The organism is Mesorhizobium amorphae CCNWGS0123, from assembly GCF_001686985.1.
GTDB lineage: Bacteria > Pseudomonadota > Alphaproteobacteria > Rhizobiales > Rhizobiaceae > Mesorhizobium > Mesorhizobium amorphae.
Map to the genome: position 1 here is coordinate 2,493,955 of NZ_CP015318.1, position 26,343 is coordinate 2,520,297.

Annotated in this window: 29 protein-coding genes; 17 read left to right on the forward strand and 12 right to left on the reverse strand. The window is 64.6% G+C overall.

Features of this window, described 5'->3' with window-relative positions; genetic code table 11:
- Nucleotides 1-3 precede the first annotated feature (3 nt).
- Entirely contained in the window at nucleotides 4-1,260 is a 1,257-nt protein-coding gene (locus tag A6B35_RS11495; protein ID WP_006206619.1) for an aminopeptidase, read from the reverse strand.
- A gap of 84 nt (nucleotides 1,261-1,344) precedes the next feature.
- A complete protein-coding gene (locus A6B35_RS11500) occupies nucleotides 1,345-2,259 on the reverse strand; it encodes a LysR substrate-binding domain-containing protein (protein ID WP_040584276.1) in 915 nt (304 codons plus the stop codon).
- A gap of 97 nt (nucleotides 2,260-2,356) precedes the next feature.
- On the opposite strand from A6B35_RS11500, the gene A6B35_RS11505 reads away from it, so the two are divergent.
- The 3 genes from A6B35_RS11505 (at nucleotide 2,357) to sbmA (ending at nucleotide 5,383) form a co-directional block, all read left to right on the forward strand.
- Nucleotides 2,357-2,560, forward strand: a complete 204-nt coding sequence (locus tag A6B35_RS11505; protein ID WP_040584286.1) for a hypothetical protein — start codon at nucleotides 2,357-2,359, stop codon at nucleotides 2,558-2,560.
- 284 nt (nucleotides 2,561-2,844) lie between these two features.
- Entirely contained in the window at nucleotides 2,845-4,002 is a 1,158-nt protein-coding gene (locus A6B35_RS11510) for a YbfB/YjiJ family MFS transporter (protein ID WP_006206616.1), read from the forward strand.
- Between the two features lie 121 nt (nucleotides 4,003-4,123).
- Nucleotides 4,124-5,383 (forward strand): peptide antibiotic transporter SbmA, encoded by a 1,260-nt coding sequence (gene sbmA / locus A6B35_RS11515; protein ID WP_006206615.1) that lies wholly within the window; start codon nucleotides 4,124-4,126, stop codon nucleotides 5,381-5,383.
- Between the two features lie 31 nt (nucleotides 5,384-5,414).
- Here the strand turns inward: sbmA and A6B35_RS11520 are convergent, their stop codons facing one another.
- Nucleotides 5,415-6,422, reverse strand: coding sequence for a polysaccharide deacetylase family protein (locus tag A6B35_RS11520; RefSeq protein WP_006206614.1), 1,008 nt, complete (start codon nucleotides 6,420-6,422; stop codon nucleotides 5,415-5,417).
- 203 nt (nucleotides 6,423-6,625) lie between these two features.
- Here A6B35_RS11520 and A6B35_RS11525 point away from each other — a divergent pair, with 203 nt between their 5' ends.
- Complete coding sequence (locus A6B35_RS11525; protein WP_040584283.1) at nucleotides 6,626-7,291, forward strand: tetratricopeptide repeat protein; 666 nt, start codon at nucleotides 6,626-6,628, stop codon at nucleotides 7,289-7,291.
- A gap of 66 nt (nucleotides 7,292-7,357) precedes the next feature.
- Nucleotides 7,358-8,785 (forward strand): ribosome biogenesis GTPase Der, encoded by a 1,428-nt coding sequence (gene der / locus A6B35_RS11530; RefSeq protein ID WP_006206612.1) that lies wholly within the window; start codon nucleotides 7,358-7,360, stop codon nucleotides 8,783-8,785.
- 241 nt (nucleotides 8,786-9,026) lie between these two features.
- On the opposite strand, the gene A6B35_RS11535 is transcribed toward der, so the two are convergent.
- Nucleotides 9,027-9,947, reverse strand: a complete 921-nt coding sequence (locus A6B35_RS11535; protein WP_006206611.1) for a LysR substrate-binding domain-containing protein — start codon at nucleotides 9,945-9,947, stop codon at nucleotides 9,027-9,029.
- Nucleotides 9,948-10,060: 113 nt separating this feature from the next.
- On the opposite strand from A6B35_RS11535, the gene A6B35_RS11540 reads away from it, so the two are divergent.
- The 7 genes from A6B35_RS11540 to A6B35_RS11570 all read left to right on the forward strand — a co-directional run bounded on the left by A6B35_RS11540 (nucleotide 10,061) and on the right by A6B35_RS11570 (nucleotide 15,634).
- The gene (locus A6B35_RS11540; protein WP_006206610.1) at nucleotides 10,061-11,362 is read left to right on the forward strand and encodes an MFS transporter; all 1,302 of its coding nucleotides are present in this window, start codon (nucleotides 10,061-10,063) and stop codon (nucleotides 11,360-11,362) included.
- 143 nt (nucleotides 11,363-11,505) lie between these two features.
- Nucleotides 11,506-12,690 (forward strand): cell wall hydrolase, encoded by a 1,185-nt coding sequence (locus tag A6B35_RS11545; RefSeq protein ID WP_040584274.1) that lies wholly within the window; start codon nucleotides 11,506-11,508, stop codon nucleotides 12,688-12,690.
- 267 nt (nucleotides 12,691-12,957) lie between these two features.
- Nucleotides 12,958-13,353 (forward strand): AtpZ/AtpI family protein, encoded by a 396-nt coding sequence (locus tag A6B35_RS11550; protein WP_006206608.1) that lies wholly within the window; start codon nucleotides 12,958-12,960, stop codon nucleotides 13,351-13,353.
- Nucleotides 13,354-13,420: 67 nt separating this feature from the next.
- Nucleotides 13,421-14,179 carry a F0F1 ATP synthase subunit A gene (locus A6B35_RS11555; protein ID WP_006206607.1) on the forward strand — a complete coding sequence of 253 codons (759 nt, stop codon included), beginning with the start codon at nucleotides 13,421-13,423 and terminating at the stop codon, nucleotides 14,177-14,179.
- Nucleotides 14,180-14,245: 66 nt separating this feature from the next.
- Entirely contained in the window at nucleotides 14,246-14,470 is a 225-nt protein-coding gene (locus tag A6B35_RS11560; protein ID WP_006206606.1) for a F0F1 ATP synthase subunit C, read from the forward strand.
- A gap of 65 nt (nucleotides 14,471-14,535) precedes the next feature.
- Nucleotides 14,536-15,132: a F0F1 ATP synthase subunit B gene (locus tag A6B35_RS11565; protein WP_006206605.1), complete on the forward strand. Its 597-nt coding sequence runs from the start codon at nucleotides 14,536-14,538 to the stop codon at nucleotides 15,130-15,132.
- Nucleotides 15,133-15,142: 10 nt separating this feature from the next.
- Nucleotides 15,143-15,634: a F0F1 ATP synthase subunit B gene (locus A6B35_RS11570; protein WP_006206604.1), complete on the forward strand. Its 492-nt coding sequence runs from the start codon at nucleotides 15,143-15,145 to the stop codon at nucleotides 15,632-15,634.
- 303 nt (nucleotides 15,635-15,937) lie between these two features.
- Here the strand turns inward: A6B35_RS11570 and A6B35_RS11575 are convergent, their stop codons facing one another.
- Nucleotides 15,938-16,633, reverse strand: coding sequence for a ribonuclease HII (locus tag A6B35_RS11575; RefSeq protein ID WP_006201973.1), 696 nt, complete (start codon nucleotides 16,631-16,633; stop codon nucleotides 15,938-15,940).
- 159 nt (nucleotides 16,634-16,792) lie between these two features.
- Nucleotides 16,793-17,947: a PA0069 family radical SAM protein gene (locus tag A6B35_RS11580; protein WP_006201974.1), complete on the reverse strand. Its 1,155-nt coding sequence runs from the start codon at nucleotides 17,945-17,947 to the stop codon at nucleotides 16,793-16,795.
- A 149-nt stretch (nucleotides 17,948-18,096) separates the two neighbouring features.
- Here A6B35_RS11580 and A6B35_RS11585 point away from each other — a divergent pair, with 149 nt between their 5' ends.
- Nucleotides 18,097-18,600 carry a glycosyltransferase family 2 protein gene (locus A6B35_RS11585; protein WP_040582707.1) on the forward strand — a complete coding sequence of 168 codons (504 nt, stop codon included), beginning with the start codon at nucleotides 18,097-18,099 and terminating at the stop codon, nucleotides 18,598-18,600.
- A gap of 204 nt (nucleotides 18,601-18,804) precedes the next feature.
- Nucleotides 18,805-19,776 (forward strand): hypothetical protein, encoded by a 972-nt coding sequence (locus A6B35_RS11590; RefSeq protein WP_006201976.1) that lies wholly within the window; start codon nucleotides 18,805-18,807, stop codon nucleotides 19,774-19,776.
- Nucleotides 19,777-19,785: 9 nt separating this feature from the next.
- On the opposite strand, the gene moaB is transcribed toward A6B35_RS11590, so the two are convergent.
- The 6 genes from moaB to A6B35_RS11620 all read right to left on the reverse strand — a co-directional run bounded on the left by moaB (nucleotide 19,786) and on the right by A6B35_RS11620 (nucleotide 23,544).
- Entirely contained in the window at nucleotides 19,786-20,337 is a 552-nt protein-coding gene (gene moaB, locus A6B35_RS11595) for a molybdenum cofactor biosynthesis protein B (RefSeq protein WP_006201977.1), read from the reverse strand.
- On the reverse strand, nucleotides 20,324-21,220 hold the full coding sequence (locus A6B35_RS11600; protein WP_006201978.1) for a 4-(cytidine 5'-diphospho)-2-C-methyl-D-erythritol kinase: 897 nt from the start codon (nucleotides 21,218-21,220) through the stop codon (nucleotides 20,324-20,326). Before A6B35_RS11600 ends, moaB begins: the two co-directional genes overlap by 14 nt.
- A gap of 25 nt (nucleotides 21,221-21,245) precedes the next feature.
- Nucleotides 21,246-21,431 carry a hypothetical protein gene (locus tag A6B35_RS11605; protein WP_006201979.1) on the reverse strand — a complete coding sequence of 62 codons (186 nt, stop codon included), beginning with the start codon at nucleotides 21,429-21,431 and terminating at the stop codon, nucleotides 21,246-21,248.
- Between the two features lie 83 nt (nucleotides 21,432-21,514).
- Complete coding sequence (locus A6B35_RS11610) at nucleotides 21,515-22,378, reverse strand: S49 family peptidase (RefSeq protein WP_006201980.1); 864 nt, start codon at nucleotides 22,376-22,378, stop codon at nucleotides 21,515-21,517.
- Between the two features lie 141 nt (nucleotides 22,379-22,519).
- Nucleotides 22,520-23,320: a tRNA1(Val) (adenine(37)-N6)-methyltransferase gene (locus A6B35_RS11615; protein WP_006201981.1), complete on the reverse strand. Its 801-nt coding sequence runs from the start codon at nucleotides 23,318-23,320 to the stop codon at nucleotides 22,520-22,522.
- Complete coding sequence (locus tag A6B35_RS11620; protein WP_006201982.1) at nucleotides 23,320-23,544, reverse strand: putative signal transducing protein; 225 nt, start codon at nucleotides 23,542-23,544, stop codon at nucleotides 23,320-23,322. The genes A6B35_RS11615 and A6B35_RS11620 overlap by 1 nt, the downstream gene beginning before the upstream one ends.
- A 161-nt stretch (nucleotides 23,545-23,705) precedes the next feature.
- Between A6B35_RS11620 and A6B35_RS11625 the strand changes: the two genes are divergently transcribed.
- From A6B35_RS11625 to A6B35_RS11635, 3 genes are all read left to right on the forward strand, one after another.
- Complete coding sequence (locus tag A6B35_RS11625; RefSeq protein WP_006201983.1) at nucleotides 23,706-24,722, forward strand: polyprenyl synthetase family protein; 1,017 nt, start codon at nucleotides 23,706-23,708, stop codon at nucleotides 24,720-24,722.
- Nucleotides 24,723-24,803: 81 nt separating this feature from the next.
- A complete protein-coding gene (locus A6B35_RS11630) occupies nucleotides 24,804-25,472 on the forward strand; it encodes a GntR family transcriptional regulator (protein ID WP_006201984.1) in 669 nt (222 codons plus the stop codon).
- 266 nt (nucleotides 25,473-25,738) lie between these two features.
- The gene (locus A6B35_RS11635) at nucleotides 25,739-26,338 is read left to right on the forward strand and encodes a biotin transporter BioY (RefSeq protein WP_006201985.1); all 600 of its coding nucleotides are present in this window, start codon (nucleotides 25,739-25,741) and stop codon (nucleotides 26,336-26,338) included.
- Nucleotides 26,339-26,343: the final 5 nt, after the last annotated feature.

Genomic DNA, 26,343 nt, shown 5'->3' on the forward strand with positions numbered 1-26,343 from the left:
CCCTCAGGCCCATTCGCCCTTGCGCATCACCGGCACGCGGCTGCCGTCCTTGGCCACACCGTCTATGTCGATCTTGTCCGAGCCGATCATCCAGTCGATATGGATGAAACTCTTGTTGCCGCCGCGCTGGGCGATCTCGTCCTGGCTGAGCGAGGCGCCGTCGACGAAGCACTTTGAATAGCACTGTCCGAGCGCGATGTGGCAGGCGGCGTTCTCGTCGAACAGCGTGTTGAAGAACAGCAGGCCGCTGGCCGAGATCGGCGAGGAATGCGGCACCAGCGCCACTTCGCCGAGCCGGCGCGCGCCCTCGTCGGTGTCGAGCACCTTCTTCAGCACGTCTTCGCCTTTCGAGGCCTTGGCCTCGACGATCCTGCCCTCCTCGAAGCGCACCGAGATCTCGTCGATCAGCGTGCCCTGGTAGGACAGCGGCTTGGTCGAGGAGACATGGCCCGAGACGCGCCGTGCATGCGGCGTGGTGAACACCTCTTCGGTCGGGATGTTGGGGTTGCAGGTGACGCCGTTCTTGGCCGTCGAGGCGCCGCCCATCCATTCATGGCCGTCGGCCAGCCCGACGGTGAGGTCCGTGCCCGGCCCGGTGAAATGCAGCGCATGGAAATTATGGCCGTTCAGCCATTCGGTGCGGCTGCGGAGCGCCGCATTGTGTGCCGTCCAGTTGCCGATCGGATCTTCCACGTCGACGCGCGAGGCGGCGAAGATGGCATCGGCGAGCTTTGCCACCGCGACGTCGTCGGCGTCATCGGGGAACACCTGCTTGGCCCAGGCGAGGTCCGGAAAGGCGACAATGTTCCAGTTGATGTCGAAGCCGGTGATTTTCTCCAGCGCCGGCTGATAGGCCATCGAATTCGCCTTGTTGGCCCGCGCCACCTTCGAAGGATCTTGCGCCGACAGCAGCGACGGGTCCTCGCCGCGCACTGCAAGCCGTGCGGCATTGCCGGCAAAGGCCTTGGCCATGCCTTCATAGAGCCAGCCGGCGGCGCGGTCGAAACCGGCATCGGCCCCGTAGCGGAAGCGTGCCAGCGTGATCTCGTCGTCGTTGAAGATCGGCGTCACCAGCCCGGCGCCTGCCTTGTAGGCATGCTCGACGATGCGCCGCGTCAAGGGCAGGGCGGCGATCGAGGAGGTCAGCACCAGGTCCTGTCCCGGCTGCAGTTGAAGCCCGACCTTGATGGCGACCTCGGCCAGCCTGTCGAGCTTCACCGGGTCGATCGTTGCGGAAACGCCGCGCGAATGTGTGGTCATGATCCTGCCTGCCGTGATGTGGGGGTCTGATCCATACATAGACCGGCGCCGCTATCCTTTCCACCGCATTGCTGTGGACCAGTGTCAGGCGGCGCTGTAGAGCGTCCGGAACTGCGCCATGGTCGCGTCGATCTCTTCGCGGATCCAGGCCTTGAAATCGCGCACCTTGCGGCTTTCGGCCTTGGTCGCCGAGGTCACCATCCAGTAGCCCAGCCCGCTCTCGGCGCGCACGCCGAAGGGCGCCACCAGCCGGCCGTCGGTGAGAGCGTCGGCCGTCAGCAATTGCCAGGCCAGCATCACGCCATGGCCGGCGATCGCCGATTCCAGGCAAAGCATCGGGTCGGTGAAGCGCGCGCCCTTGAGGAAGGTGACAGGCTCGACGCCCGCCGCTTCGAACCAGCTGTCCCAGCTGATCATCGACCGCTCGTCGGCGATGGCGCAGGTCTGCGCCAGATCCTCGATCGACCTGAGCTTGGCCGCGATCGACGGCGCGCAGACCGGGAAGACCTGCTGCGCCAGCAGCAGTTCGGCGCGCACGCCCGGCCATTTGCCGTCCCCCATCCGGATGCCGATATCGATGTCGGAATGGTCGAGATCGGCGATCCGGCCCGAAGCGTCGATGCGCAGCAGCACGTTCGGATGCCTGGCAAAATGCCGCGACAGCCTGGGCAGCAGCCATTTCGAGGCGAAGGCCGGCGCGACCGAAACCACCAGTGTGCATTCGCTCGCCTCGCCGGCCAGCGCCACAGCCTGCGCAAGCTCGCGGAAGCCGGCGCTGAGACGCGCCGTGAAGACGCCCCCGAACTCCGTCGGAACCAGACCGCCCGGCGTCCGTTCGAACAGCGTCTGGCCGAGCTGCTTTTCGGTGCGCTTGATCTGCTGGCTGACGGCGCTGACGGAAACGTTGAGCTCGGAAGCCGCGGCGGCGAGCGATCCCAACCGGGCGACGGTTTCCACGGCGCGCAGGCCGTTCAGGTGGACGCGGTTGAGCATAGCCATGAAGTTTTTCTAAACTGATATGGCCGAAATCTCAATTGAAATACCGGGTTGAAAGGCAGATTTTATGGAGGCAAGCCAGACCTTGGAGGCAAAGGCGATGAAGATTTTATCATTCCTGAAAGTCTTGTCCGTCTCCGGAGCAGGGCAAGACCCGCGTCATGACGAGATCGCCCGCTGGGTTATCGACCCGCTGTCGCACCCGGTGCTCGACACCATGTCGGAGCGCGAACTGGGCGACGTGCCGTTCCGGCTGACGGCGCGGCGCACTGCCTACGAGGCGGTGACGGCAGGCTGCGGCTAAGATCGCATGATGTCGGCGCCGCCCCTCATCGCCCTGCCGGGCACTTCTCGTATAGTGACGGGGAGAAGGACGCTGACATCGATGGTTTCGCCAATCGCCGGCGTTGCAGAAAATTGAGCCGAGGTTGCGGCCAGACCCTTCTCCCCGTCACTATACGGGGAGAAGGTGCCGGCAGGCGGATGAGGGGCAGCGCGACGGCGAAAATCGCCCGCGACGGAGCACGGCCGCGCTGGCCCAACACAAGCGGATTGTCTCACCGGCGCATGCACCTATTGTGCGCTGCAATGAAAACCGCTTCGCCCTTGCGCCTCGCCATCGCCGGCATGCTGGCGCTCGCTGTCGCCATGGGCATCGGCCGTTTCGTCTACACGCCGATCCTGCCCGGCATGATGGAAGAGCTTGGCCTGACGCCGGCCGATGCCGGCTGGATCGCGTCCGCCAACTATCTCGGCTACCTCGTCGGCGCGATGGCCGCGGCAGGCGGCTGGGCGCATGGGCGCGAGCGACTGCTGATGTTCTCCGGCCTTGCCGCCAACGCACTGCTTGCCGCTCTGATGGGGCTTACGGATACGATGGCGGCCTTTCTCGTCATCCGCTTTCTTGCCGGTCTGGCCAGCGCCTTCGTCATGGTGTTCATGTCGAGCATCGTCTTCAGCCATCTCGTCCGGGCCGACCGCAACGATCTGCAGGCCCTGCATTTCGGCGGCGTCGGCCTGGGCATCGCGGCCTCCTCGGCGCTGATGGCGGTTCTCGTCACCGACCATGCCGGCTGGGCGGCGGGCTGGCTGTGGTCGGCGGCGATTTCCGCTTGCGGCCTGGTGGTCGTCGTCTGGCTGGTCGGCTCCACCTCGACCGCCAACGGCGTCGCCGGCCGTGAGCCGCCGCTGCCGAAGGACGACAGGCCGCTGCTGAAGATGATCGTCGCCTATGGTCTGTTCGGCTTCGGCTATGTGGTGACGGCGACCTTCCTGGTCGCCATCGTCCGCCAGGGCGGCGGCGGGCGCGTCTTCGAGGCAGCCGTCTGGATGGTCACCGGCCTTGCCGGTCTTCCTTCGCTCTGGCTCTGGCAGAAGGTTGCCGCAAGGGTCGGGCTCTATGCCGCCTACGCCCTGGCCTGCCTCGTCGAGGTGGTCGGCGTCGCCGCCAGCGTCGCGGTCGGCGGCCATGCCGGGCCGCTGCTGGCCGGCGTTCTGCTCGGCGGCACCTTCATCGCTCTCACCGCGCTCGGTCTGCAGACGGCAAGACACCTGGTTCCCCAGGCGCCACGCCGTATCCTGGCGATGATGACGGCCGCCTTCGGCATTGGCCAGATCATCGGCCCGATCGCCGCCGGGCTGCTCGCCCAGGCCTCCGGCAATTACGTGCTCGCTTCGGTCATGGCGGCCGTCGTTCTTTTGGCGTCCGGTTTGATCGCGTGGTCGGCTGCGCCAAAATCGCCATGATTTGTGGGCTTGCTCGGTGCCGGGCATCGGGCACGGGCATTTTCTTTCCAACTAATGTGTGAGCTTATGCCCGCCGAACAGCAACCCGCTGATTTGCGATTCGACCGAGGAACCCGCCACAGTGTTCGTATCCTTTTTTCCGCAGCCGAAGCTCTTCTTCACCTCGGCCGCCGTCTGGAGTCTTGCCGCGGTCCTGTTCTGGTTTTTCGGCGGCGAACAATTAGGCGCCATCTTCGGGCTGCCGCCGGCCGCGGCCGACGCGCCGCCCATCATCGGCATCGCCGTGATCTGGTCCAAGCCGTTCCTGTGGTTCTATCTCTACTTCATCTTCTGCGTTGGGGCCTTCTACGCGTTCTGGCGCCTTTACGCGCCTCACCCCTGGCAGAATTGGTCCATCCTTGTAGCGGCCTTTATCCTGTTCCTCATCTATTTCAACGTGCAGATCAGTGTCGCCGTAAACAACTGGTACGGTCCGTTCTTCGATTACATTCAGGGCCTAATTTCTAAAACGATAGAATCGACCAATGCCGAGTTCTACGCCCAACTGGCCACATTCGCCTGGCTGGCGCTGGTTGGTATGAATGTCAGCGTGATCAATGCCTTTATCGTCAGCCACTGGATTTTCCGTTGGCGTATGGCGATGAATGGTCACTTCATGGCGAACTGGAGCAAATTGCGCCACATCGAGGGCGCCTCTCAGCGCGTTCAGGAAGACACAATGCGGTTCGCTCAGATCATGGAGGATCTCGGCACCAGCTTCGTTCAGTCGATCATGACTCTGATCGCGTTCCTTCCCGTGCTGATCAGACTTCAGGTCCATATCAGCGAATTGCCTGTGATTGGCGCCATTCCTCAACCCCTCGTCGTCGCCGCGATTGGATGGTGCTTGTTCGGAACCATTTCGGTAATGGTCGCCGGTCTGAAATTGCCAGGCCTCCAGTTCCGCAATCAGCGCGTCGAGGCCGCTTATCGCAAGGAGCTGGTGTATGGAGAGGATCACGCCGACCGCGCTCAGCCTGCCACCACAGCAGAATTGTTCAATAATGTTCGAAGGAATTACTTCCGGCTTTACTTTCACTACATATATTTCAATGTGGTTCGTTACACATACTTGCAAGCCGACAATATATTCTCATTTCTTATCATGGGGCCGTCGATCGTGGCGCACAGGATATCGCTCGGCGTCCTGAATCAGATACCGAATGCCTTCGGCAAGGTGACGGGGTCACTGCAGTTCCTGCTCAGCTCGTGGTCGACCATCGTCGAGCTTCAGTCGGTGCACAAGCGCCTTCGCGCCTTCGAAGCAACGCTGGAAGGCGAGCCGCTGCCTGAAATCGATCAGCGCTATCTCGCGAGGCAGGGCGCCGAAGACCCGGCCTGATCACACTTTGGTTAGGAGAAGCGTGGGCGGCTCAGCCGCCCACCGCTGCCTGTCTGTCGCCGGCGCGTTGCCGCGAAACATAGTCGCGAAAACTGATGCACTCGACATCGGCCTTGGCGCAGACTTCGCCGGCAAAGCGCTCCAGCGCGTTCCAGTAGGCGCCGTCGTTCATCAGCGTGAAATGGAAGCCGAGTTCCAGTGGTATGCGCTTGCCCTGGTATTGCCTGTCGAAGGCGGCGCGGAAGGCGTCGTAGGTCCGCTCGGCGAATTCCGCCGCTCCGCTCGGTCGCTCGAAGCCGCCGGAATGGCGGACATAGAGATTGTAGTCCATGGCGATCACCGGTCTTGCCTTCGGGCCCTCCGGAATCTGCGGCAGCGAAAAGCGCGTGATGCCGTAGCTTGTCGGCGGCTGCGCCGGGCCCTTCGAGACGCCGCTGGCGTCGAACTGGAAGCCGGCCGCGGGAAGTGCTTGGTAAAGCGCCTTGTTCGTCGACAGATAGGGCGCGCGAAAGCCGACCACCGCATGCCGCGCGAAAGCGCGCCAGCCTGATGGCTCGGGCGCAATGCCGTTGATCGCATAGGCATTCTCGAGGATGTGCTGGAAAGAACCGAATTCGCTCAGCCAGTCGGCCTTGCTCCAGCCCTTGCCGTCGAAATGGCCACAACCATGGCTGCCTATGTCGTGGCCTTCCGAAGCGGCAAGCCGGATCTGCTCGAGACGATCGGCCACGTCCTGCTTCGAGGCGGCAAAGCCGATATTCGATTTGCCGGCGCTCTTGCCGGGCGCAATGTATTCCGAGCGCGTTTGTGGCGAGAGCAGGAAGACGCAGGACAGAAAATAGGTGAAATGCGCGCCGGTGCGCTCAGCCAGTGCCCGGCTGCGCTTCCACTGCGAAATGTCGCGGGCGCTGTCGAACGAGATGATGACGACCTGCTTCGGCTTCAGCTTCGCCGGCGTGGCGGGCGGATCGGCAAAGGCACCGCCTGCCATCGCAAGCGAGGCAAGAGACGACGCAACAACGCGGGACAGAAGAGGCATCGGCAAAGATCTGGATATCCGGAAGGTCGAGGACCGGCTAGCGGCGAAATGTGGCACGGATGCGGTCACCCCGCGGAGCTGCTCTTTGCCGCGCCTCGACCTCTATCCGCCGATTTTCCTGCCAAGCCCCTTCCATGCCGACAAAATTTCGCTAAAACGCGGGCTCAAGAAGCGCCCCGGCCGGGGCTGCAATGGTTTTGATGATGTCGGACGACAGTTTTATCCGCGAAGTCAACGAAGAGATTCGTCGCGAACAGGCGCAGGCGCTGTGGGACCGTTTCGGCCCGGCCCTGCTTGTCCTTGCCATCCTGGTGGTGCTCGGCACCGCTGCCGTCGTCGGCTACCGCTATTGGGATGAGAGCCGCGCCAACCGCTCGGGCGATGCTTTCTCGCAGGCGCTGAAGCTCGCCAATGACGGCAAGAGCGACGAGGCGCTGGCCGCGCTGGATTCGCTGGAGAAGGACGGCTACGGCGCCTATCCGCTGCTCGCCCGCATGCGTGCGGCGACCGTCAAGGCCGACAAGGGCGACGTCGATGCCGCCGTCAAGGATTTCGACGACGTTGCCGCCGACACCGCCATTCCTTCGGGCATCCGCGACATGGCTCGCCTCAGGGCGGCACTCCTGCTCGTCGACCACGGCTCCTTCGCCGACGTCTCCAGCCGCGTCGAGGCGCTGACCGCTGACACCAACACGCTGCGCCACACCGCGCGCGAGGCGCTCGGTCTTGCCGCCTGGAAGGAAGGAAAGTCTCAGGACGCGCTGAAACTGTTCGACCAGATCGCCTCGGATGACGGTGCCCCGCGCAATGCGCGCCAGCGGGCGACCTTGATGTCCGAGCTGATCCGCGGGTCGGGCAGCGCGTCGTAGTGCATGTCGCCCAAAAGTGCGCAGCGGTTTTGGGATCAACGACATGCACCAAAAATGTAGAGCCGGATGACATTCAAAGTCGCCATTATCGGCCGGCCTAACGTCGGCAAATCGACTCTTTTCAATCGGCTGGTGGGAAGGAAGCTGGCGCTTGTCGACGACACGCCGGGCGTCACCCGCGATCGCCGCGTCCATGCGGCAAAGCTCTACGACCTGCATTTCGACGTCATCGACACTGCCGGCTTCGAGGACGCGGGTGCCTCGACGCTGCCCGGCCGCATGCGCGCGCAGACCGAGATCGCCATCCGCGAGGCCGATCTGATCTTCTTCACCATAGACGCCAAATCCGGCTTGCTGCCCGACGACAGGACCTTTGCCGAGGTGGTGCGTAAATCCGGCAAGCCGGTCGTGCTGGTCGCCAACAAGGCCGAAGCGAAGGGCGCCCAGGGCGGCATGCTGGAAGCCTGGGAGCTTGGCCTTGGCGAGCCGATCCCGGTCTCGGCCGAACACGGCCAGGGCATGCCCGATCTGCGCGACGCCGTGATCGCGGCCCTCGGCGAGGAGCGCGCCTTCGGCGAGGAAGAGGACGACGTCGAGGAGGTCGCCGCCAGCGAGGTGCTGATCGGTGAGGACATCACCGACCCGGATGCCGAGCCGAGCTATGACGACACCAAACCGATGCGCATCGCCGTCGTCGGCCGCCCGAATGCCGGCAAGTCGACGCTGATCAATGCGCTGATCGGCGAGGAGCGGCTTTTGACCGGACCGGAAGCCGGCATCACCCGCGATTCCATCTCCGTCGACTGGGACTGGCGCGGCCGCCGCTTGAAACTGTTCGACACCGCCGGCATGCGCCGCAAGGCCAGGATCCACGAAAAGCTGGAAGTGATGTCGGTGCAGGACGGCCTGCGCGCCATCCGTTTCGCCGAGATCGTCATCATCGTGCTCGATGCCACCATCCCCTTCGAGAAGCAGGATCTGCAGATCGCCGACCTGATCATCCGCGAGGGCCGCGCGCCGGTGATCGCCTTCAACAAATGGGACCTGATCGACAAGCCGCAGGAACTCCTGGCCGAGTTGCGCGAGAAGACCGAGCGGCTGTTGCCGCAGGCGCGCGGCATGCAGGCGGTGACCGTCTCGGCCGAGACCGGGCGCGGCCTCGACAAGCTGATGGATGCCGTCATCCGCACGCACAAGGTGTGGAACAGCCGCGTCTCGACCGGCAAGCTCAACCGCTGGCTGGAAGGCATTCTGGCGCATCATCCGCCGCCCGCCGTCGCCGGCCGCCGGCTGAAGATCAAATATGTCACCCAGGCCAAGACCCGCCCGCCGGGTTTTGTCGTCCAGTGCTCGCGGCCCGATGCGATGCCACAATCCTATGTGCGCTACCTTTCGAACAGCCTGCGCGAGGCCTTCGACATGCCCGGCGTGCCGATCCGTATCGCCTTGCGCACCTCGGACAATCCCTTCGCCGGCAGGGCCAAGAAGCGCTGAGGCCTTCGGGCGTTGGCGCCAACGCCTCTCCATCGTCATCCACGGGCGGAGCAAGGAGCGAAGCGACGCGGCGCAGACCCGAGGATCCATGCCGTGACTTCGAGGTGCTTCCCACGGTGCAGAATTCTGCTCCGTTGCGTCCCTCGCGCGAGGTAACGGCATGGATCCTTGGGTCTCCGCCGCGTCGCTTCGCTCCTGCTCCGCCCAAGGATGACGAAGTCGATAGGCTGCGGCCAAGATGTCACGCGGCGCTTGGCAGCTTCTCCTTTGCCTCCGCACTTTCGGGCAGCGCCTGCAGCGTCGCTTGCAACAATATGTCGGCAAGGCGCGCCGCAACGGGATCGAGCTCTGCCTCCTTTTGATGCAGGACCAGTGCCATCTTCGGCAGCGCGGGCAGCCCAAGCACCAGCGGCGCCATTGCCCTGACATTGGCGGGCAGGCCGATATCGGTGCGGATCGTCAGTCCGAGACCGGCTGCGACCGCCGCCCAGATGCCGCCAAGGCTTGGGCTCGAGAACGCCATCCGCCACGACAGGCCGGCGCGGTCGAGCGTTTCCGTCGCCACCGTGCGCAGCAGGCAAGGCGCTTCCAGCGCCACCAGCGGCAGCGGCTCGCCTTGGCGCAGTCCGGCCTCGATCAGCCTTGCCGGGCCGACCCACCGCATCTGCACATCGGCGACATGCCGGCTGTAGGGCAGCGTCGCGCCATTGTGCCAGGCCAGTGCGATGTCGAGGCTGCCTGCCGTGATCCGCTCGGCGAGCTCGTGGCTGCGTGCGATCCGCGCCTCGATCTTGACCTTGGGATGGGCGCGGGCGAAGCGCCCGAGCACTTCCGGCAGCACCGCTTCGCCGAAATCCTCTTGCAGCCCGAGCCGCACCCAGCCTTCCAGCTCGATGTCGTGGATGGCCGACGCCGCCTCGTCATTGAGCTCGATCAGCCGCCTGGCGTAGCCAAGCATCGTCTCGCCGGCTTCCGTCAGCGCCAGGCCGCGCCCCGCCTTGCGGAAGATCGGTGTTGCCGCCTGTTCCTCAAGCTTCTTCAATTGCGCGCTGACCGCCGAGGTCGAGCGCCCCAGGCGATCGGCGGCCTTGGCGAAGCTGCCAAGCTCCATGCCGGTGACGAAGCTTCTGAGGACGTCGAGGTCGAAGGTTACGCGTCGCATGACGATAATCCCGTTTTTCGGGAATGAATGTCAAAAACTTCCCGATATTCAGGATGAAGCTATGGCGGTAGAGACGGTGCGTCAAGATCCTAGACCATCACAGGAGCCGCGCCATGTCGGTCATCGCAGCACACGCAAACCGCCTCCAGGGCAGGCCCCGGCCGGGCATCGTCACGTCTGCCAACAAGGCTTCTCCCCACAGGAATCACCGCTGGAAGGTGCTGGGCATCGGCGTCGCTGCCAATGCCAGTTTCTCCACCATCTTCAGCGGCATTCCGGCAACGGCGGTATTCATGCGCCAGGGCTACCACCTCGGCAACGGCCAGCTCGGCCTCGCCCTTGGCCTTCTCGGGCTGGGTGTTGCGCTGAGCGAACTGCCCTGGGGCCTGCTCACCGACCGCTGGGGCGATCGCGGCGTACTGCTGACGGGGCTTGGTGCAACCGCGGCCTGGCTCCTGCTCATGGCGTTCTTCATCGTGCCGTCGGCATCGCATGTTCCAGATGTCGCGGTGCTTGCCGCCAGCCTGCTGGTTGCAGGTCTGCTCGGCGGCAGCGTCAACGGCTCCAGCGGCCGCGCCATCATGGCCTGGTTTCAGGAGGGCGAGCGCGGCTTTGCCATGAGCATCCGGCAGACCGCGGTGCCACTCGGCGGCGGGCTCGGGGCGCTTGTCCTGCCGTCGCTGGCGTCGGCCTACGGCTTTGCCATGGTGTTTGGTCTTCTGGCCTCGGCATCGGCGGTCTCGGCATTCTTCGCCTGGCTTTGGCTGCATCAGCCGCCGGCGGGAGACGATGTCGGCAACGCCGTTGCGGCAAAACCAGCCGGTCCGGCGCCGCTGCGCAACATCGAGGTCTGGCGCCTCGCCACGGCCATCGGCCTGCTCTGCTTTCCGCAGGTGGCGGTGCTCACCTTCGCCTCCGTCTTCCTGCACGATTTCGCCGGCATGGGCACGCTGGTGATCAGCGCCAGCCTGGCTGCGGTCCAGACCGGCGCTATGATCCTGCGTGTCTGGAGCGGCCGTTTCACCGACCGCCACCGCAACCGACGCCCGTTCCTGCGGCTCTGCAGTGCGCTGAGCGCGCTCGCCTTTGCTGCCCTTGGCCTGCTGGTCCTGGCAGCAGCCGCCACGCCCGGCTGGCAGCCCGCGCTGATGCCGGCTATCGCGGTGCTTCTGGTCGTGGCCGGCATCTCGGTCTCCGCCTGGCATGGCGTCGCCTACACCGAACTCGCCACGCTTGCCGGCGCCAGCCGCGCCGGAACGGCGCTCGGCCTCGCCAACAGCTTCGTCTTCATCGCCTTCTTCCTGGTGCCGGCGGGCATTCCCGGACTGCTGCTCGTCTCGTCGTGGGCGGGCGTATGGCTGGCGGCGGCAGCCTGCGCGCTAATCGCCTGGCCGATTTTCCTCCAGCCGGCCTGATTTTCTGCTCGGTTGAGGGGGCGCCGGCTGCGTCTCGTTTCGGATCAACATCAAAAAAACACGATCGAACCCGTTAACGCCCCATCAAGGTTAATGCATCATTTTGGCTCTCCAGAGGGTCAGTTGCGTTTCTGGAGAGTTCCGTGCATCGACGTGTCTTGAAACGGCTGGCCGCCGTCGCCGGTGAGAAAAAACGTTCCTTCCTGTCTCCTTTCATCATCGGGCTCGGCATCTGGGTCGGCTTCCCGACCGTCGTTGCCTATCAAGACATGACCAGCCTGGTCTCCGGCCTGGAGAAGCCGAACGCCCGCTGGAACGCCTATGTCGAAAAATCCGTCGCCGGTTCGGTGCACGCCGCCGAAATGCCGTTCGTCGATTCCGTCTCCACCGGCTCGATCTCCGGGTCGGGCGTGAAGTTGCCCGGCATCGGCAGCGTATCGTTTCGCGGCAAGGGCAATGTCGCCGGCACGACACCCGACGAGGATCGTATCGTGCGCGCCGACAAGAAGGGCCGCATCGTCCAGATCTCGCCCGTAGCGCCGCCGAAGAACTTCAACGCCGGCTCGATCTTCGAACGCACCTCCTCGCTGCTGCGCCCAAGCATGGACAGTGGCCTGAAGCTCGCCTTCGCCAAGCCTGGCATCAAGGGCAAGGAGATCCAGATCGCCCAGGCCTTCCACATCCGTGAGGAGGAGAAACCTGATCCCGGCGTTCCGGCCATGCTGGCGGCTCTCGTCAACAATGACAAACCGGATGTGCTGGCCACCGCCTATGCGCAGGCCGAACCCGACTACGCCAAGGCCTCGCCCTTCGAGGCCCTGCTGCAGGACGAGCAGCCGAACAACGGCCGCTTCATCCCGCCGATGAGCAAGGGCGATCACGCGTGGATCCAGAACCCGCTGCCGGCCAGCGTCTTCTCCAAGAACGAGCAGGCATGCCTTGCCAACGGCATCTATTTCGAGGCGCGCGGCGAATCTGTGCGCGGCCAGGCCGCCGTCGCCCAGGTCATCCTCAATCGCGTCCGCAACCCGGCCTATCCGAATTCGATCTGCGGCGTCGTCTACCAGAACGACCACTGGTACAATCGCTGCCAGTTCTCCTTCGCCTGCGACGGCCGCAAGAAGCGCATCGACAATCCTGTCGCCTACAAGACCGCCCAGGATGTCGCCATGGCCGTCACCGCCGGCAAGATCTTCATTCCGGAAGTCGGCTCCTCGACCCATTATTACGCCAACTATGTCCATCCGGGCTGGGCGCGCACGATGAAGAAGATGACCAAAATCGGCCTGCATATCTTCTACCGCACCTATGGCGGCGGCTGGAGCTGAGTATTCCCTGAACAGGCGTTCGCGGCGAGCCGGAGGGGCTTCAAGACCCGGCGGCCAAAGACCTGCCGCCGCAAGGATTCGGCAGGCACATGCCCGCAACTGCGGCGGGCACGATGTCGCACCTAAATAAGTGATTGATTTAACTATGAAAAATACATCACATTGAAGTTCGGCCCGTGGCTTGACGGGCGCGGACCCTCTAACTATGTTGCCGGCGACTTTGGTAGCGGACGGACGGCGACGATCTGACCGGGCAGGGGGGTTGCGATGGCCGACAAAAACGGGCCAGACGGAACCGGAGAAACCGGCCGCGGCAAACAGCACGAAGCCGACATCCGCGACGACGATCTTGAGCGCCGCCGGCGCGATCTTGAAGCATCGCTTGCGACAAGACGGCCGGACCGGCTCGAGGGGAAAGACGCGAAAGCGAGCAGTGTGGCCGGATATGGCCAGGCGCTCAAACTATCCAGCGAGTTCATCGCCGGCATAGTGGTGGGCGTCGGTCTTGGCTGGTTCTTGGATCGTATGGCGGGAACATCGCCATGGGGTCTGATCGTCGGCCTGCTGCTGGGTTTTGGCGCCGGCGTGCTCAATGTCCTGCGCTCGGCGGGAGTTGTGGCGGAATTCGGACAGGGCGATAAGACGCGCGATCCGAAAGACTAGGACGAGGCGCTGTCAAAGGCGCGAAACAGGACACTGAAGCCGCACGCGGCTTTGACGGGGATGTAAAGTGGCTGCTGACAAGGTCGATCCGATTCACCAGTTCCATATCGTCAAGCTGATTCCGATCAACATCGGCGGCTACGACCTGTCCTTCACCAATTCGGCGCTGTTCATGGTCGCGACGGTCGCCGTCGCATCGGCTTTCCTCTATCTCACCACCTCGAGCCGTAGCCTTGTTCCGGGCCGCCTGCAGTCGGTTTCGGAGATGGCCTACGAATTCGTCTCCAACATGCTGAGGGACGCCGCGGGAACGCAAGGGTTGAAGTTCTTCCCCTTCGTCTTCTCGCTGTTCATGTTCGTTCTGGTCGCCAACCTGCTCGGCCTGTTTCCCTATTTCTTCACCGTCACCAGCCACATCATCGTCACCTTCGGCCTCGCCGCGCTGGTCATCGGAACCGTGGTCGTCTACGGCTTCATGAAGCATGGCCTCGGCTTCCTGAAGCTGTTCGTGCCGCATGGCGTGCCGGTGTTCCTGCTGCCGCTGGTGGTGCTGATCGAAGTGATCTCCTTCGTGTCGCGCCCGGTCAGCCTCTCGGTTCGTCTGTTCGCCAACATGCTGGCCGGCCACATCACGCTCAAGGTGTTCTCCGGGTTCGTCGTCAGCCTCAGCGCGCTCGGCGCGGTCGGCGTCGCCGGTTCGGTTCTGCCGCTGGCCATGGCCGTGGCGCTGACGGCGCTTGAGTTGCTGGTCGCCTTCCTGCAGGCCTACGTCTTTGCCGTGCTGACCTGCATGTATCTCAACGACGCCCTGCATCCCGGGCACTGACGACAAGTTTCCGGCATTGCCGCCGGATGGAAATGCAACGGAATTATAGATCCAAAGGAGTTTGAAATGGACGCAGAAGCAGCAAAGTACATCGGCGCTGGTATCGCTTGCCTCGGCATGGGCGGCGCGGGCATTGGCCTCGGCAACATCTTCGGCAGTTACCTGGCGGGCGCTCTGCGCAACCCGTCGGCCGCCGATGGCCAGTTCGGCCGCCTGATCTTCGGCTTCGCCGTGACCGAAGCTCTGGGCATCTTCTCCCTTCTCATCGCGCTTCTGGCCCTGTTCGGCTGAGCACTCGGGAAGATTGTACAGGCCGGCCGCGATCCTGCGGCAGGCCTGATATCAGGGGATAGTCCATGTTCGTGACATCTGCCTTTGCAGAAGAGTCAGCGCCGGCTGCCGAAGGCACCGCCGGTGCGGGAGCCGAAACGCATGCCGGCACCGCGGTGCCCGGCGAGGCGCACGGCACCTTCCCGCCATTCGATCCGGCGACGTTCCCGTCGCAGCTTCTGTGGCTGGCGATCACCTTCGGGCTGTTCTACCTGTTCCTGAAGCGGGTGGTGATGCCGCGTCTCGGCGGCATCATCGATGTCCGCAACGACCGCATCACGCAAGACCTCGACCACGCCGCCAAGCTGAAGGGCGAGGCCGACGCCGCCGTTGCCGCTTACGAGCAGGAACTGGCGGAAGCCAAGACCAAGGCCAACGCGATCGGCCAGCAGGCCAACGACGCCGCCAAGGCCGAGGCCGAGACCGCGCGCAAGAAGGTCGAGGCCGCCCTCGACAAGAAGCTTGGCGAGGCCGAGGCCAGCATCGCTTCCATCAAGGCCAACGCCATGAAGGAAGTCGGCTCGATTGCCGAGGACACCGCTTCGGCGATCGTCGAGGCGCTTGTCGGCGGCAAGGCCAGCAAGGCCGAGATCGCGGCTGCGGTCAAATCCGTGGCCCGGTGAGGAGCGCATCATGGACGCCACATCTCTCGCGACAGTCTGGGCTACGGTTGCCCTGGTCATCTTCCTCGGCGTTGCCGTCTACATCAAGGTGCCGGGCCTGATCGCCAAGGCGCTCGACGCCCGCGCCGCCAAGATCAGCAATGAACTCGAGGAAGCCCGCCGGCTGCGCGAAGAAGCCCAGCAGCTGCTTGGCCAGTATCAGAAGAAGCGCAAGGAAGCCGAGCAGGAGGCCGCCGACATCGTCGCCGCCGCCAAGCGCGAAGCCGACCTGCTCGCCGCCGAGGCGCACAAGAAGACCGAGGACTATGTCGCCCGCCGCACGGCACTTGCCGAGCAGAAGATCGGCCAGGCCGAGCGCGAGGCAGTCGCCGAAGTCCGCGCCAGCGCCGTCGACATCGCCGTCGAAGCGGCCCGCGCGCTGCTTGCCGGCAAGATCGACGCCAAGGCCGGCGCCGACCTGTTCAAGGCGTCGCTGCAGGACGTGAAGGCCAAGCTGAACTAGACAGCTAACGCCGCCGTAGAATCAAAGCCGCCCGGGCAACCTGGCGGCTTTTTTGTTGCGTGCGGCGGGGGAGATTGGCGAAAGCGGCTGGGCGCGCAATCTCCCCCCTCGTGGGGGAGATGCCCGGCAGGGCAGAGGGGGGCGCGAAGGATCGCCAGCGTTTGATTTCGTGATGTGTCGGCAATCAAAATTGCGGCTGGTACTAGGGCGCTACTGACCGACGCTGGAGGGACAGCGCCCCCCTCTGTCCTGCCGGACATCTCCCCCACGAGGGGGGAGATTGGCAGCTTCGCCGCCGCCGCCTCACTCCAACCCGGCGAAGCTCTCGTCTTCGACCACCTCGGCTCCGCCCAGCCGGAACGGCGCGAACGACACACGGTGCAGCCGCGCCACTGGGCCGTGCGCTTCGATCGCCGTGCGATGGCGGGCCGTGGCATAGCCCATATGGACCTCGAAGCCGTAGCGGTCGTGGTGGTTGCCGCAGCCGCACATCATGCGGTCGCGCATCACCTTGGCGACGATCGAGGCGGCGGCGATCGACTGCGAGCGCTGGTCGCCCTTGATCAGCGCGCGCCCGGCGCAGGTGAGGCCCGGCGGCACGTCACGCCCGTCGGCCAGCGCCAGCTTGGGCTGCACCGAAAGACCGGCGACCGCGCGGCGCATCGCCTCCAGGCTGGCCTTGAGGATATTGCTGCCGTCGATGCCTTCGGCACTGATCGAGGCCATCGAGACGGCAAAGGCGGATCCGAGGATCCTGGCGAATAGCGCCTCGCGCTGCAGGTGCGTCAGGCGCTTGGAATCGTCGAGCCCTTCCGGGATGTTGGCGGGATTGAGCACCACCGCCGCTGCGACGACCGGCCCGGCAAGCGGTCCGCGACCGGCCTCGTCCATCCCCGCCACCGGCCACAGGCCTTCGGCCATCGCCTTCGTCTCGAAGGAGAAATCGGGCTTCTCGACGATTTCGAAAAGAAGCGGAGAATCGGAACGCGCGCGAGCCATGTTGCGGCGAGGTTCGCATCGGCTCCGATTCTCCGCAAGTCCCTCCGGGTCGGGGTGGGGCGCCGGACCAGGAGGGCACCGTCTGCAGGCCGGGGGGACAGGGCCGGACGGGATCCTTTTCTCATGCACCGGCCGGCGAAGGCCGGTGCACGATCTTCCTTAAAGCAGCATCAACTGCTCCGTGGCATTGGCCGCGGCGACGAACTGGTCGGTCCTGAGCGTCCGCCGCTCGGCGTTGAGGCCGAGCCGCTTGGCGGTGATCTCGAAGCGGCGGCCGATCTGCCAGGCATAGGGTCCCGCACCCTTCATGCGCTTGCCCCATTCCGAATCGTAGTCCTTGCCGTCGCGCATCGAACGGATCAGCGACATCACGTGGCGGTAGCGGTCGGGATAGTGGCGCAGCAGCCAGTCCTTGAAGATCGGCGCCACCTCCAGCGGCAGGCGAAGTATTACATAGCCGGCCTCGCGCGCGCCGGCGGCGCGTGCCGAATCGAGGATGCGCTCCATCTCCGGATCGGTCAGGCCGGGTATGATCGGCGCCACCATGACGGAGGCCGGAATGCCTGCGTCCGAAAGCTGCCGGATCGCCTCCAGCCGCTTGGTCGGCGTCGACGCGCGTGGTTCCATCGTTCTGGCCAGCATCCGGTCCAATGTCGTCACCGACAGCGCCACCTTGGCCAGGCCCCGTTCGGCCATGCGCGACAATATGTCGATGTCGCGCGTCACCAGCGCCGATTTGGTGACGATGCCGACCGGGTGGCCGCGGGCTTCCAGCACTTCCAGGATCTCGCGCATGATCCGGTACTGTTTCTCGATCGGCTGGTAGGGATCGGTGTTGGTGCCGATAGCGATGGTGCGCGGCTGGTAGCCGGGCTTCGACAATTCCTTGTCCAGCATCCGTGCCGCGTCCGGCTTGGCGAACAGCTTCGATTCAAAGTCGAGCCCCGGCGACAGGCCCATGAAGGCGTGCGTCGGCCTGGCGAAACAGTAGACACAGCCATGCTCGCAGCCGCGGTAGGGGTTGATCGAGCGGTCGAAGGAAATGTCGGGCGATTCGTTGCGGGTGATGATCGTACGCGGCTTTTCGACCTGCACCTCGGTCTTGAAGGGCGGCAGTTCCTCCAGCGAATTCCAGCCGTCGTCGAAGACATGCCGGCTGACCGGCTCGAAGCGGCCGGACGGATTGATGCCGGCGGAGCGGCCGCGATTGCGGTCCGGCCTGACGCGCATGCCGCTCTGCTCGATCATCGCATTCGCCATCTCGGCTCTCCCGGCCCCGAAGGCTGCAATGTCGGCACGCACGATCTGTTCCATCTTTGCCCTCTCCCAGGGACTGTCGGCAGGCTGTCGAATCGCTCTGTTCATGAAAATAATCCTATTTTCTCGAGGAGAACAAAGCAAGAACTTTTTATGCCGCGATGCAAAACTGGCGCGGCGCATGGCTTTCCGCTATTCGGCTAACCATGCTCAGTGTTCTCATCGAAACCATGAACGACGAAGAGGGCCTTGCCCGCACGCTCGCCTCGCTGATCGGCGGCGCGGTCGAGGGCGTGGTGCGCGATGTCATCGTCTGCGACAACGGCTCGACCGACCAGACGCACCGTGTCGCCGAGCATGCCGGCTGCCACTATGTCGCCGGCGGCATCGCGGCCGGCATCAGGCAGGCCAAGGGCGACTGGCTGCTGTTGCTGGAGCCTGGCGCGCGGCTTTCGGAAGGCTGGATCGACGAGCTTGTCGCCCACACCGCGAGGCAAACCATGCCGGCGCGGTTTGCGCGGGCGCGTGGCAGCCGCACGCCGTTCCTGGCACGCGTCTTTTCAGGCAACAGGGCCTTGGCCGAGGGGCTGGTGATCAGCAAACGCCAGGCCACAGCTCTGTCGAAAAGCGCCCGCAGCGCCGAGGCCATTGCGCGCGGCCTTGCGACAAGGAGGCTCAACGCGGAGATCTGGGTCGCGCCGTCGAAGTGAGGCTCTTTTGCCCCGCCTTCGCGAACGGACGGAGTTTCACCGGCCCCACGGCCACGTGAATTTATTGCAGTTGCGTTGTCTATTGTGCATTGCACAAAACATGGCGTGGGCGTAGCTTTCCCTTCACGCGGGACAATCGGGTTTGGGTAATGCCGGAGCGGTGAGCAACGCTGCGTCGGCGCCGCATTCATACCCGAGGACCCGATGACCTTTACAAGCCCTGACAAATCCGGCGCCGCCAGCTTGGAGGCAATTGCGCGAAATGGCAGCATGTTGCGCCGTATGGCCGCGCGCATCCCGACCTATCTGACCGACCTTCGCGAGAATCCCGCCTGGCTGCCGATGTTCGTCCTCGCCCGCACCATGCCGGGGCGGCGCCTGCACTGGCTTGGTGCCAAGCAGGCCAAGCCGGCACGCAACGAGGATACGATGTTCGCCGGCGTCGACCGCGCCGCGGCCGTCGGCGCATTGAAAGCGGACGGGCTGTTTTCAGGGCTGGTGCTGCCGCAGGCCATTCACGAGGAAATCGCCAGCTTCGCCGAGCGCACGCCGTGCTTCGGCAATTTCGACCGTCGTCTCGAATTCATGCCGGGCGAGCATGCCGAGGCCGAAAAGCGTTTTGGGCGCCCGCTGCTCAGCGGGCATTTTTTCGAGCGCATCCTCGATTGCGATGCTGCTTTGGCCATTCAGCGCGACCCGCTGCTGCTTGATATCGCCGCGCACTATCTCGGCGGCCAGGCGAAGTTGATCACGACGCGCGTCTGGTGGAGCTTTCCGACCGGCGCGGCCTCGGAGGCCGACAAGAACCTGGCGTCGCTCGGCAAATACCACTTCGACCTCGACGACTGGCGGATGCTGAAATTCTTCTTCTATCTCAAGCCCGTCGATGCCGACACCGGTCCGCATGTCTATGTCCGCGGCAGTCACAAGCGCCGCGCCGTAAAGCATCAGCTGACGCTGCTCGTCGGCCATCCGGCGCAGGACGTCCTCGACGTCTATGGCGACGACAGCCCGGTGACGCTGACCGGCGAAGCCGGCCTCGGCTTCGTCGAGGATCCGTTCGGTTTCCACATGGGCACCGTGCCGACGCGCACGCCGCGTCTGATGATGGAAGTCGGCTTCGGCGTCTCGGCGCCGTCGCGCCGTCGCTTCCACGGCGAGCCGGTCATCCGCTGATCCGGGATCTTATCCGGTCTTGCCGCGCCTGAGATGCTCGTCCAGGCGGGGCATGATCTCGACGAAGTTGCAAGGCATGTGCCGGTAGTCGAGCTGCGGCTTCAAGATGCCATCCCAGGCGTCCTTGCAGGCGCCGGGCGAGCCCGGCAGCACGAAGACGAAGGTGGCGTTGACGACGCCGCCGGTCGCCCGGCTCTGGATCGTCGAGGTGCCGATCTTGTCGTAGGAGATGCGGTGGAAGACTTCGGAAAAGCCGTCCATGCGCTTTTCGAAGATCGGCTCCAGCGCCTCCGGCGTCACGTCGCGGCCGGTGAAACCGGTGCCGCCGGTGGTGATGACGACATCGATATCCTTGTCTTGTGACCACGCTAGAACCGTGCCGCGGATCTTGTCGCGGTCGTCGGTGACGATGTCGCGGGCGGCGAGGATGTGGCCGGCCTCCGCGATACGGTCGGCCAGAGTCTGTCCGGACTTGTCGTCGGCGAGGCTGCGCGTGTCGGAAACGGTCAGAACCGCGATGCGCACCGGAATGAAGGGGCGTGTCTCGTCAATCCTGGCCATGGGCGTCGGCCTCCATGCTTCGCGTCGCGGCGACGAACCAGTCGGGATGACGGCTGCGTATGTCGAGCGCGGCGCGCTTGGCGACATTGCCGGTCTCGAACAGTCCGAAGCAGGTGGCGCCGGAGCCCGACATGCGGGCAAATCCCGCACCGGCCTTGTTCAGCACCGACAATGCCTTGCCGATGGCCGGCTGGATCGCGCGGGCTGCCGGTTCGAGATCGTTGCGCGTGATCTCCAGCCAGCTGCGGATGCTGTGGAAGTCGATTCTGCGCGGCAGCGGCGGCAGCATGTCATTGTCCGGGCTGGAAAGCGCGTTGAACACCTCGGCCGTGGAGACGGCGGTGCCTGGATTGACCAGAACTAGGCCGAGCGCCGGAAAATCCGGGACGCTCGACAGCTCGTCACCGATGCCGCGCGCGACCAGGGGTTTTGCCGCCAGGCACATGGGGATGTCGGCGCCAAGCGCAAGGCCGATCCGCGCCAGTTCGCCGTCATCGATGTCGAGCTCCCAGGCATCGACGAGCCCGCGCAGGACCGCCGCCGCATCGCTCGATCCGCCGCCGACGCCTGAAGCAACCGGCAGGTTCTTTTCCAGCCTGATGGCGACAGGCGGCGTCCGCTGCAGGCCGGCTTCCCGCCGCAGTGCCTCGCGTGCCTTCACCACCAGATTGCTGTCGTCGAGCGGGACCGCGGACGCGTACTTGCCGGAGGCGGAAAAAAGATCGCTGTCGGCGCGCCCGATCTCGACCCTGTCGCCGAAGCGGGTGAAGACGGCGAGGCTCTCGATCAGGTGATAGCCGTCGGCGCGCCTGCCGGTGACATGCAGCGCCAGATTGATCTTGGCGGGCGCAAGCCAGATCCGGGCTTCGGCCTCGGCGTTCAATGTGTCGGCTGCAAGGGAAATGCTGTCAGTCCTTGGCCAGGCGGTATTCGCCGGTCTTTGGATCCTTGACCAGCGTTCCCATCGTACCGTTGGCCGCCTGCTTTTCGGTGCGCCGGATCTTGGCCGTCACGCGTTCGGCTTCCCTGACGAAGGAGCGGTAGCCGACATAGGCAAGCACGCCAACGGCGACGAAGAAAATGATCTGCGGCATCTCAAAACTCCTCCCTCGAAAAGGCGGCGAAGGCGGCCGGTCGGGTCGGTCAAGCCGATATGCTAGACGGTTTCACCGTTTTTTCAAAGCCCGAAGCGCGCCCATAGCGCGCGCTCTTCCGCCGCATCGATGATGCCGCTGGCAGCCGCTGCGGCGATATCGGGCGCCGAAAAGCCGCTGCGCGAGCCGAACAGGCCGAAGCGGCCGAACAGGCCGCGCGGCGCCGTGATCAGCTTGAGCTGGGTCTTCGGCCCGAAGCGGGTCTTGAGCACCGTGCGCATGTCGCCCAGCGCGTCGACAAGGCCGAGTTCCAGACCCTTCTTTGCGGTCCAGAACAGGCCGGTGAACAGGTCCGGGTCGTCCTTGAGCCTGGTGCCGCGCCGCTCCCTGACGAGGTCGATGAAGGTCTCATGCACCTCGAGCTGCAGCGCTTTCAGCCGCTCGACGTCTTCCTTCTTCTCCGGCTTGAACGGGTCGAGCACGGCCTTGTTCTGGCCGGCCGTGTGCACGCGGCGCTCGACGCCGATCTTCTTCATCAGTTCGGGAAAGCCGAACGAGGCCGACACCACGCCGATCGAGCCGACGATGGAGGAGGGGTCGGCGAAGATCTCGTCACCGGCGACCGCGATCATATAGCCGCCCGATGCCGCGACGTCTTCGACGAAGACCAGCACCTTCTTGTCCTTTTCCGTCGCCAGGTCGCGGATGCGCTTGAAGATCAGCCGCGACTGCACCGGCGAGCCGCCAGGCGAATTGATCGAGATGGCGACGACGGGCGCATCGAAGGAAAACGCCTTTTCGATCAGGCCGGCGGTCGATGCCAGCGACAGGCTCGGCCGGAATTGGCCGCCGCCAGGCATGATGGTCCCCTGCAGCCGGATGACCGGAACAGTGACGACACTGGAGCGCCAGGATTTCGGCAGCAGGCGGTTCAAAAGGCGTTTCACGAGGGGAGGATCTCCGGGGCAATGTGCAAAGAGCAAGACAAGGTCAGGTTCGGTCAATTCTTTTTTTCGGACGGCGCGGCAATCTTGCTCCGGGCATGTAGGGATTTTCCGGCCAACAGCAATGCCATGTGGCCGGCAGGATCAATCGCCGAACAGCGACGCCAGTCCGTTGTTGATCATCTCCGTCCGTTCCGCTGGTCCGTTGCCCGTTTCACCATGCAGCATCAGCGGCGGGCGGATCGACAGCTTTCCGCGCGCGCCGAGCGCTGCCCTGACGACGATACGGATCGCCGCCGCCTCGGGGCGAGGGTGGACAGAGAGCATTTCGGCATCGCCGAAGCGGCCCTCGATCGCATCGAGAAGCGCGCCGAGCTGCTCCGGCCGGGCAATGACGGCCAGCCCGCCGCGCGGCCTCACGACCGCTGCTGCACTGCGGATCCAGTGCTCGAACAGCCCGTCCTCCATGACATGGGCCTGCTTGCGCAGCGGGTCGGGCGTGGCGCGATCCTCGGCGGCGTTGAAGGGCGGGTTCATGATGACGAAATCGAAGGAATTGTCGGCAAGGCCGGCGTCGCCTCTCGCCTTGCCCGACAGCGTGACATCGGCGGCCAGCACCGAGGCGCGATCGCCGAGATGGGCATTGCCGGGATGGGCAAGCGTGGTCGCCGCGTATCCCGCCATTTCCTCGGAGCGTTCGACCAGCACGGCCCGGGCGGAAGCACAGCGCGACAGCACCGCCAGGCCCGCAGCACCGGCGCCGGCGCCGAAATCGGCAAGCCGGCCGGCGAAGGAGGATGGCACGGCAGCGGCCAGCATCATGGCGTCCATGCCGGCGCGGTGCCCGCCCGACCGGGGCTGCACCAGCCAGAAGCGGCCGCGATGGAAGCCATCGACCGTGTGGGCCGGCGTGTCCGGAACAAGGGTGGCGGTTGAAGCGGACATTATTGTCGGCGGATCTCGTTGGCGATGCCGGCATCCGTCAGAATGCGCCGCGCTGCATCCGCCTGGTCGGCGTCGACCATGACGCGCCGGGGCAGGATGCCGATCGAACCATCGAGCACGCTCATGTTCTGGTCGGCGACGAAACAGGCAATGCCGGCGTCGCGCATCAGCGATTCGACAAAGGAGATGATCACGGCATCGTTGGTGCGGATGAGCTCTATCATCGGACGAAAATCGCAGGTTGCGGCGTTCCTGTAAACGTGGGCGATCGCCTTGCCGGTTGCAACCGCGCCAATTCGCCTCTTGCCGTGCCCGTGGGTGCCGCCCTAGAGTCCATCCGGGACAGGGTGCCGTCGTGCGCATGGAATAGACGGGAGTGTTTGTGGTGGGTGTCGTTCTCAACATCGAAAACGGGAAGCGGGAAGCCGCCTCCATCAAGGACCTGATCGACCTGACGGCGGCCGATATGGGGCGCGTCAACGAACTCATCCTGTCGAAGGCCGGTTCCGACGTCGAGATGATCCCGGAGGTCGCCAACCATTTGATCTCGTCCGGCGGCAAAAGGCTGCGGCCGATGCTGACGTTGGCGGCCGCACAGATGTTCGGCTATTCCGGCGAAGGCCACGTCAAGCTCGCCACATCGGTCGAATTCATGCACACCGCCACGCTCCTCCATGACGACGTCGTCGACGAGAGCGGTATGCGCCGCGGCAAGAAGACCGCACGCATGATCTGGGGTAACCAGGCCAGCGTGCTGGTCGGCGATTTCCTGCTCGGCCAGGCTTTCCGCATGATGGTCGATGTCGGCTCGCTGGAAGCGCTCGACATCCTGTCGAGTGCGGCCTCGATCATCGCCGAGGGCGAGGTGATGCAGCTTGCCGCCGCCAAGAACTTGGAGACCACCGAGGACGAGCATTTCGCCGTCATCAAGGCCAAGACCGCGGCGCTGTTCTCGGCCGCCGCCGAAGTCGGCCCGGTGATCGCCCAGGCAACGCGCAACGATCGCGCGGCACTGCGCTCCTATGGCATGAATCTCGGCCTTGCCTTCCAGCTCATCGACGACGTGCTGGATTATGGCGGCTCCAGCAAGGAGCTGGGCAAGAATGTCGGCGACGATTTCCGCGAAGGCAAGGTGACGCTGCCGGTGATCCTCGCCTACCGGCGCGGCACCAAGGCCGAACGCACCTTCTGGAAGCGCGCCATCGAGGACAATGTCACCGACGATGCCGGGCTGGAAAAGGCGATCGGCCTGATGACCCGCCACGGCGCCATCGCCGACACGATCGGCCGCGCCCGCCATTTCGGCGAGATCGCCCGCGACGCGCTCGCGCCGCTGGAGGCGACGCCGCAGAAATCGGCGCTGATCGACGTCATCGATTTCTGCATCAGCCGGGTGAACTGAGGTCCGCGCCGAGGCAACTTTGCCGCGAAATCCGCAACGGCCGTCTCGACAAGCCGTCGCGATGCAAATTATCTATAAATCATGGCAAAGACCGCAGACGACACCATCGCCGTCCGTATCAGCAAGGTGCTGGCGGACCGCATCATATCGGGCGCCATCGAGCCGGGTGCCAGGCTGCGGCAGGACCATATCGCCGAGGAATTCCAGACCAGCCATGTCCCGGTGCGCGAAGCGTTCCGGCGTCTGGAGGCGCAAGGGCTGGCGATCGGCGAGCCGCGCCGCGGCGTGCGTGTCGCGTCTTTCGACCTTGGCGAGGTCAGGGAAGTCGCCGAAATGCGGGCGGCACTCGAAGTGCTGGCGCTGCGTCATGCCGCGCCGCACCTGACAGCAGCCATTCTCGATCTCGCCGAGGAGGCGACCAAGGCTGGCGACAAGTCTCGTGACGTCCGCTCCTGGGAGGAAGCCAACCGCACCTTCCACCGGCTGATCCTGGCGCCATGCGGCATGCCGCGCCTTCTCGCCACCATCGACGATCTGCACGCTGCAAGCGCCCGATTCCTGTTCGCCGCCTGGCGCTCGGAATGGGAAATCCGCACCGACCAGGACCACCGGGCGATCCTGAGCGCGCTCCGCCAGGGCAATGCCGAATCGGCCGCCGCCACCCTTGGCCGGCATGTGCAGTGGATCGGCCAGAAGCCGGTCAAGACCGCCTCCGGCAGGACCCGCGACGCCTTCGCTATCGTCGGCTAATGCATGTCGCCCAAAAGTGTGCAGCGGTTTTGGGATAACGACATGCATAAAAACAATAACCTAAAGCGCGTCGCGTGAGGCCGTTCAGGCGCGACGCGCTTTAGGGATCGGAATATCAGCTGAAGGCCAGCGCCGGGCGCAAATGCCCCAATGCGATCTCGGAGCTTTTTCGGGACGAGGGCTTGCCATCGCGCCGTAAATATGGATTCGATAATAGATCGAATAAAGAAATTATCTATAAATTCAAATCAGCTAAGGAAACCGCCGTGACCGATATCACTTTTTCGTCTTCAAAGCCGTCCTTCAGCCCGCTGCGCCTGCAAGACCGCTCGCTTGGCTGGCAGGCTGGCGCCGTCGTCCTCGGTACGTTCTTTCTGGCGCTGTCGTCCTACATCGAAGTGCCGATGGTGCCGGTGCCGGTGACCATGCAGACCTTCGCGGTGACGCTGATCGGCGCGCTCTATGGCTGGCGGCTTGGCGCCATCACCATCACTGCCTGGCTCGTCGAAGGCGCGGTCGGTTTCCCGGTGCTGGCTGGCGGTGCTGCCGGCGTGCAGCATTTCCTCGGGCCGACGGGCGGCTATCTCTTCGCCTTCCCGCTCACCGGCGCGCTCGTCGGCTGGCTGGCCGAGCGCGGCTGGAACGGCAACCGGGTGATGCTGGCCTTCGCCGCGATGGTGCTCGGCAATCTCGCCTGCCTGGTTCTCGGCACGGCGTGGCTTGCCGCCATGATCGGCGCCGAACAGGCCATCACCTTCGGCTTCCTGCCCTTCATTGTCGGCGGCTTGCTGAAGTCCGCGCTCGGTGCCGCCACGCTCAAGTTGTTTGCAGGCAACAAGACCAACCCGGCCAAAACCGCATCATAGCCGGC

Bases quoted from the DNA above. Each gene is read 5' to 3' on its own strand.
- A6B35_RS11495 (WP_006206619.1), bottom strand. From the start codon at position 1,260: ATGACCACACATTCGCGCGGCGTTTCCGCAACGATCGACCCGGTGAAG.
- A6B35_RS11500 (WP_040584276.1), bottom strand. From the start codon at position 2,259: ATGGCTATGCTCAACCGCGTCCACCTGAACGGCCTGCGCGCCGTGGAA.
- A6B35_RS11505 (WP_040584286.1), top strand. From the start codon at position 2,357: ATGAAGATTTTATCATTCCTGAAAGTCTTGTCCGTCTCCGGAGCAGGG.
- A6B35_RS11510 (WP_006206616.1), top strand. From the start codon at position 2,845: ATGAAAACCGCTTCGCCCTTGCGCCTCGCCATCGCCGGCATGCTGGCG.
- A6B35_RS11520 (WP_006206614.1), bottom strand. From the start codon at position 6,422: ATGCCTCTTCTGTCCCGCGTTGTTGCGTCGTCTCTTGCCTCGCTTGCG.
- A6B35_RS11525 (WP_040584283.1), top strand. From the start codon at position 6,626: ATGTCGGACGACAGTTTTATCCGCGAAGTCAACGAAGAGATTCGTCGC.
- der (WP_006206612.1), top strand. From the start codon at position 7,358: ATGACATTCAAAGTCGCCATTATCGGCCGGCCTAACGTCGGCAAATCG.
- A6B35_RS11535 (WP_006206611.1), bottom strand. From the start codon at position 9,947: ATGCGACGCGTAACCTTCGACCTCGACGTCCTCAGAAGCTTCGTCACC.
- A6B35_RS11540 (WP_006206610.1), top strand. From the start codon at position 10,061: ATGTCGGTCATCGCAGCACACGCAAACCGCCTCCAGGGCAGGCCCCGG.
- A6B35_RS11550 (WP_006206608.1), top strand. From the start codon at position 12,958: ATGGCCGACAAAAACGGGCCAGACGGAACCGGAGAAACCGGCCGCGGC.
- A6B35_RS11560 (WP_006206606.1), top strand. From the start codon at position 14,246: ATGGACGCAGAAGCAGCAAAGTACATCGGCGCTGGTATCGCTTGCCTC.
- A6B35_RS11565 (WP_006206605.1), top strand. From the start codon at position 14,536: ATGTTCGTGACATCTGCCTTTGCAGAAGAGTCAGCGCCGGCTGCCGAA.
- A6B35_RS11570 (WP_006206604.1), top strand. From the start codon at position 15,143: ATGGACGCCACATCTCTCGCGACAGTCTGGGCTACGGTTGCCCTGGTC.
- A6B35_RS11575 (WP_006201973.1), bottom strand. From the start codon at position 16,633: ATGGCTCGCGCGCGTTCCGATTCTCCGCTTCTTTTCGAAATCGTCGAG.
- A6B35_RS11580 (WP_006201974.1), bottom strand. From the start codon at position 17,947: ATGGAACAGATCGTGCGTGCCGACATTGCAGCCTTCGGGGCCGGGAGA.
- A6B35_RS11585 (WP_040582707.1), top strand. From the start codon at position 18,097: ATGCTCAGTGTTCTCATCGAAACCATGAACGACGAAGAGGGCCTTGCC.
- A6B35_RS11590 (WP_006201976.1), top strand. From the start codon at position 18,805: ATGACCTTTACAAGCCCTGACAAATCCGGCGCCGCCAGCTTGGAGGCA.
- moaB (WP_006201977.1), bottom strand. From the start codon at position 20,337: ATGGCCAGGATTGACGAGACACGCCCCTTCATTCCGGTGCGCATCGCG.
- A6B35_RS11605 (WP_006201979.1), bottom strand. From the start codon at position 21,431: ATGCCGCAGATCATTTTCTTCGTCGCCGTTGGCGTGCTTGCCTATGTC.
- A6B35_RS11615 (WP_006201981.1), bottom strand. From the start codon at position 23,320: ATGTCCGCTTCAACCGCCACCCTTGTTCCGGACACGCCGGCCCACACG.
- A6B35_RS11620 (WP_006201982.1), bottom strand. From the start codon at position 23,544: ATGATAGAGCTCATCCGCACCAACGATGCCGTGATCATCTCCTTTGTC.
- A6B35_RS11630 (WP_006201984.1), top strand. From the start codon at position 24,804: ATGGCAAAGACCGCAGACGACACCATCGCCGTCCGTATCAGCAAGGTG.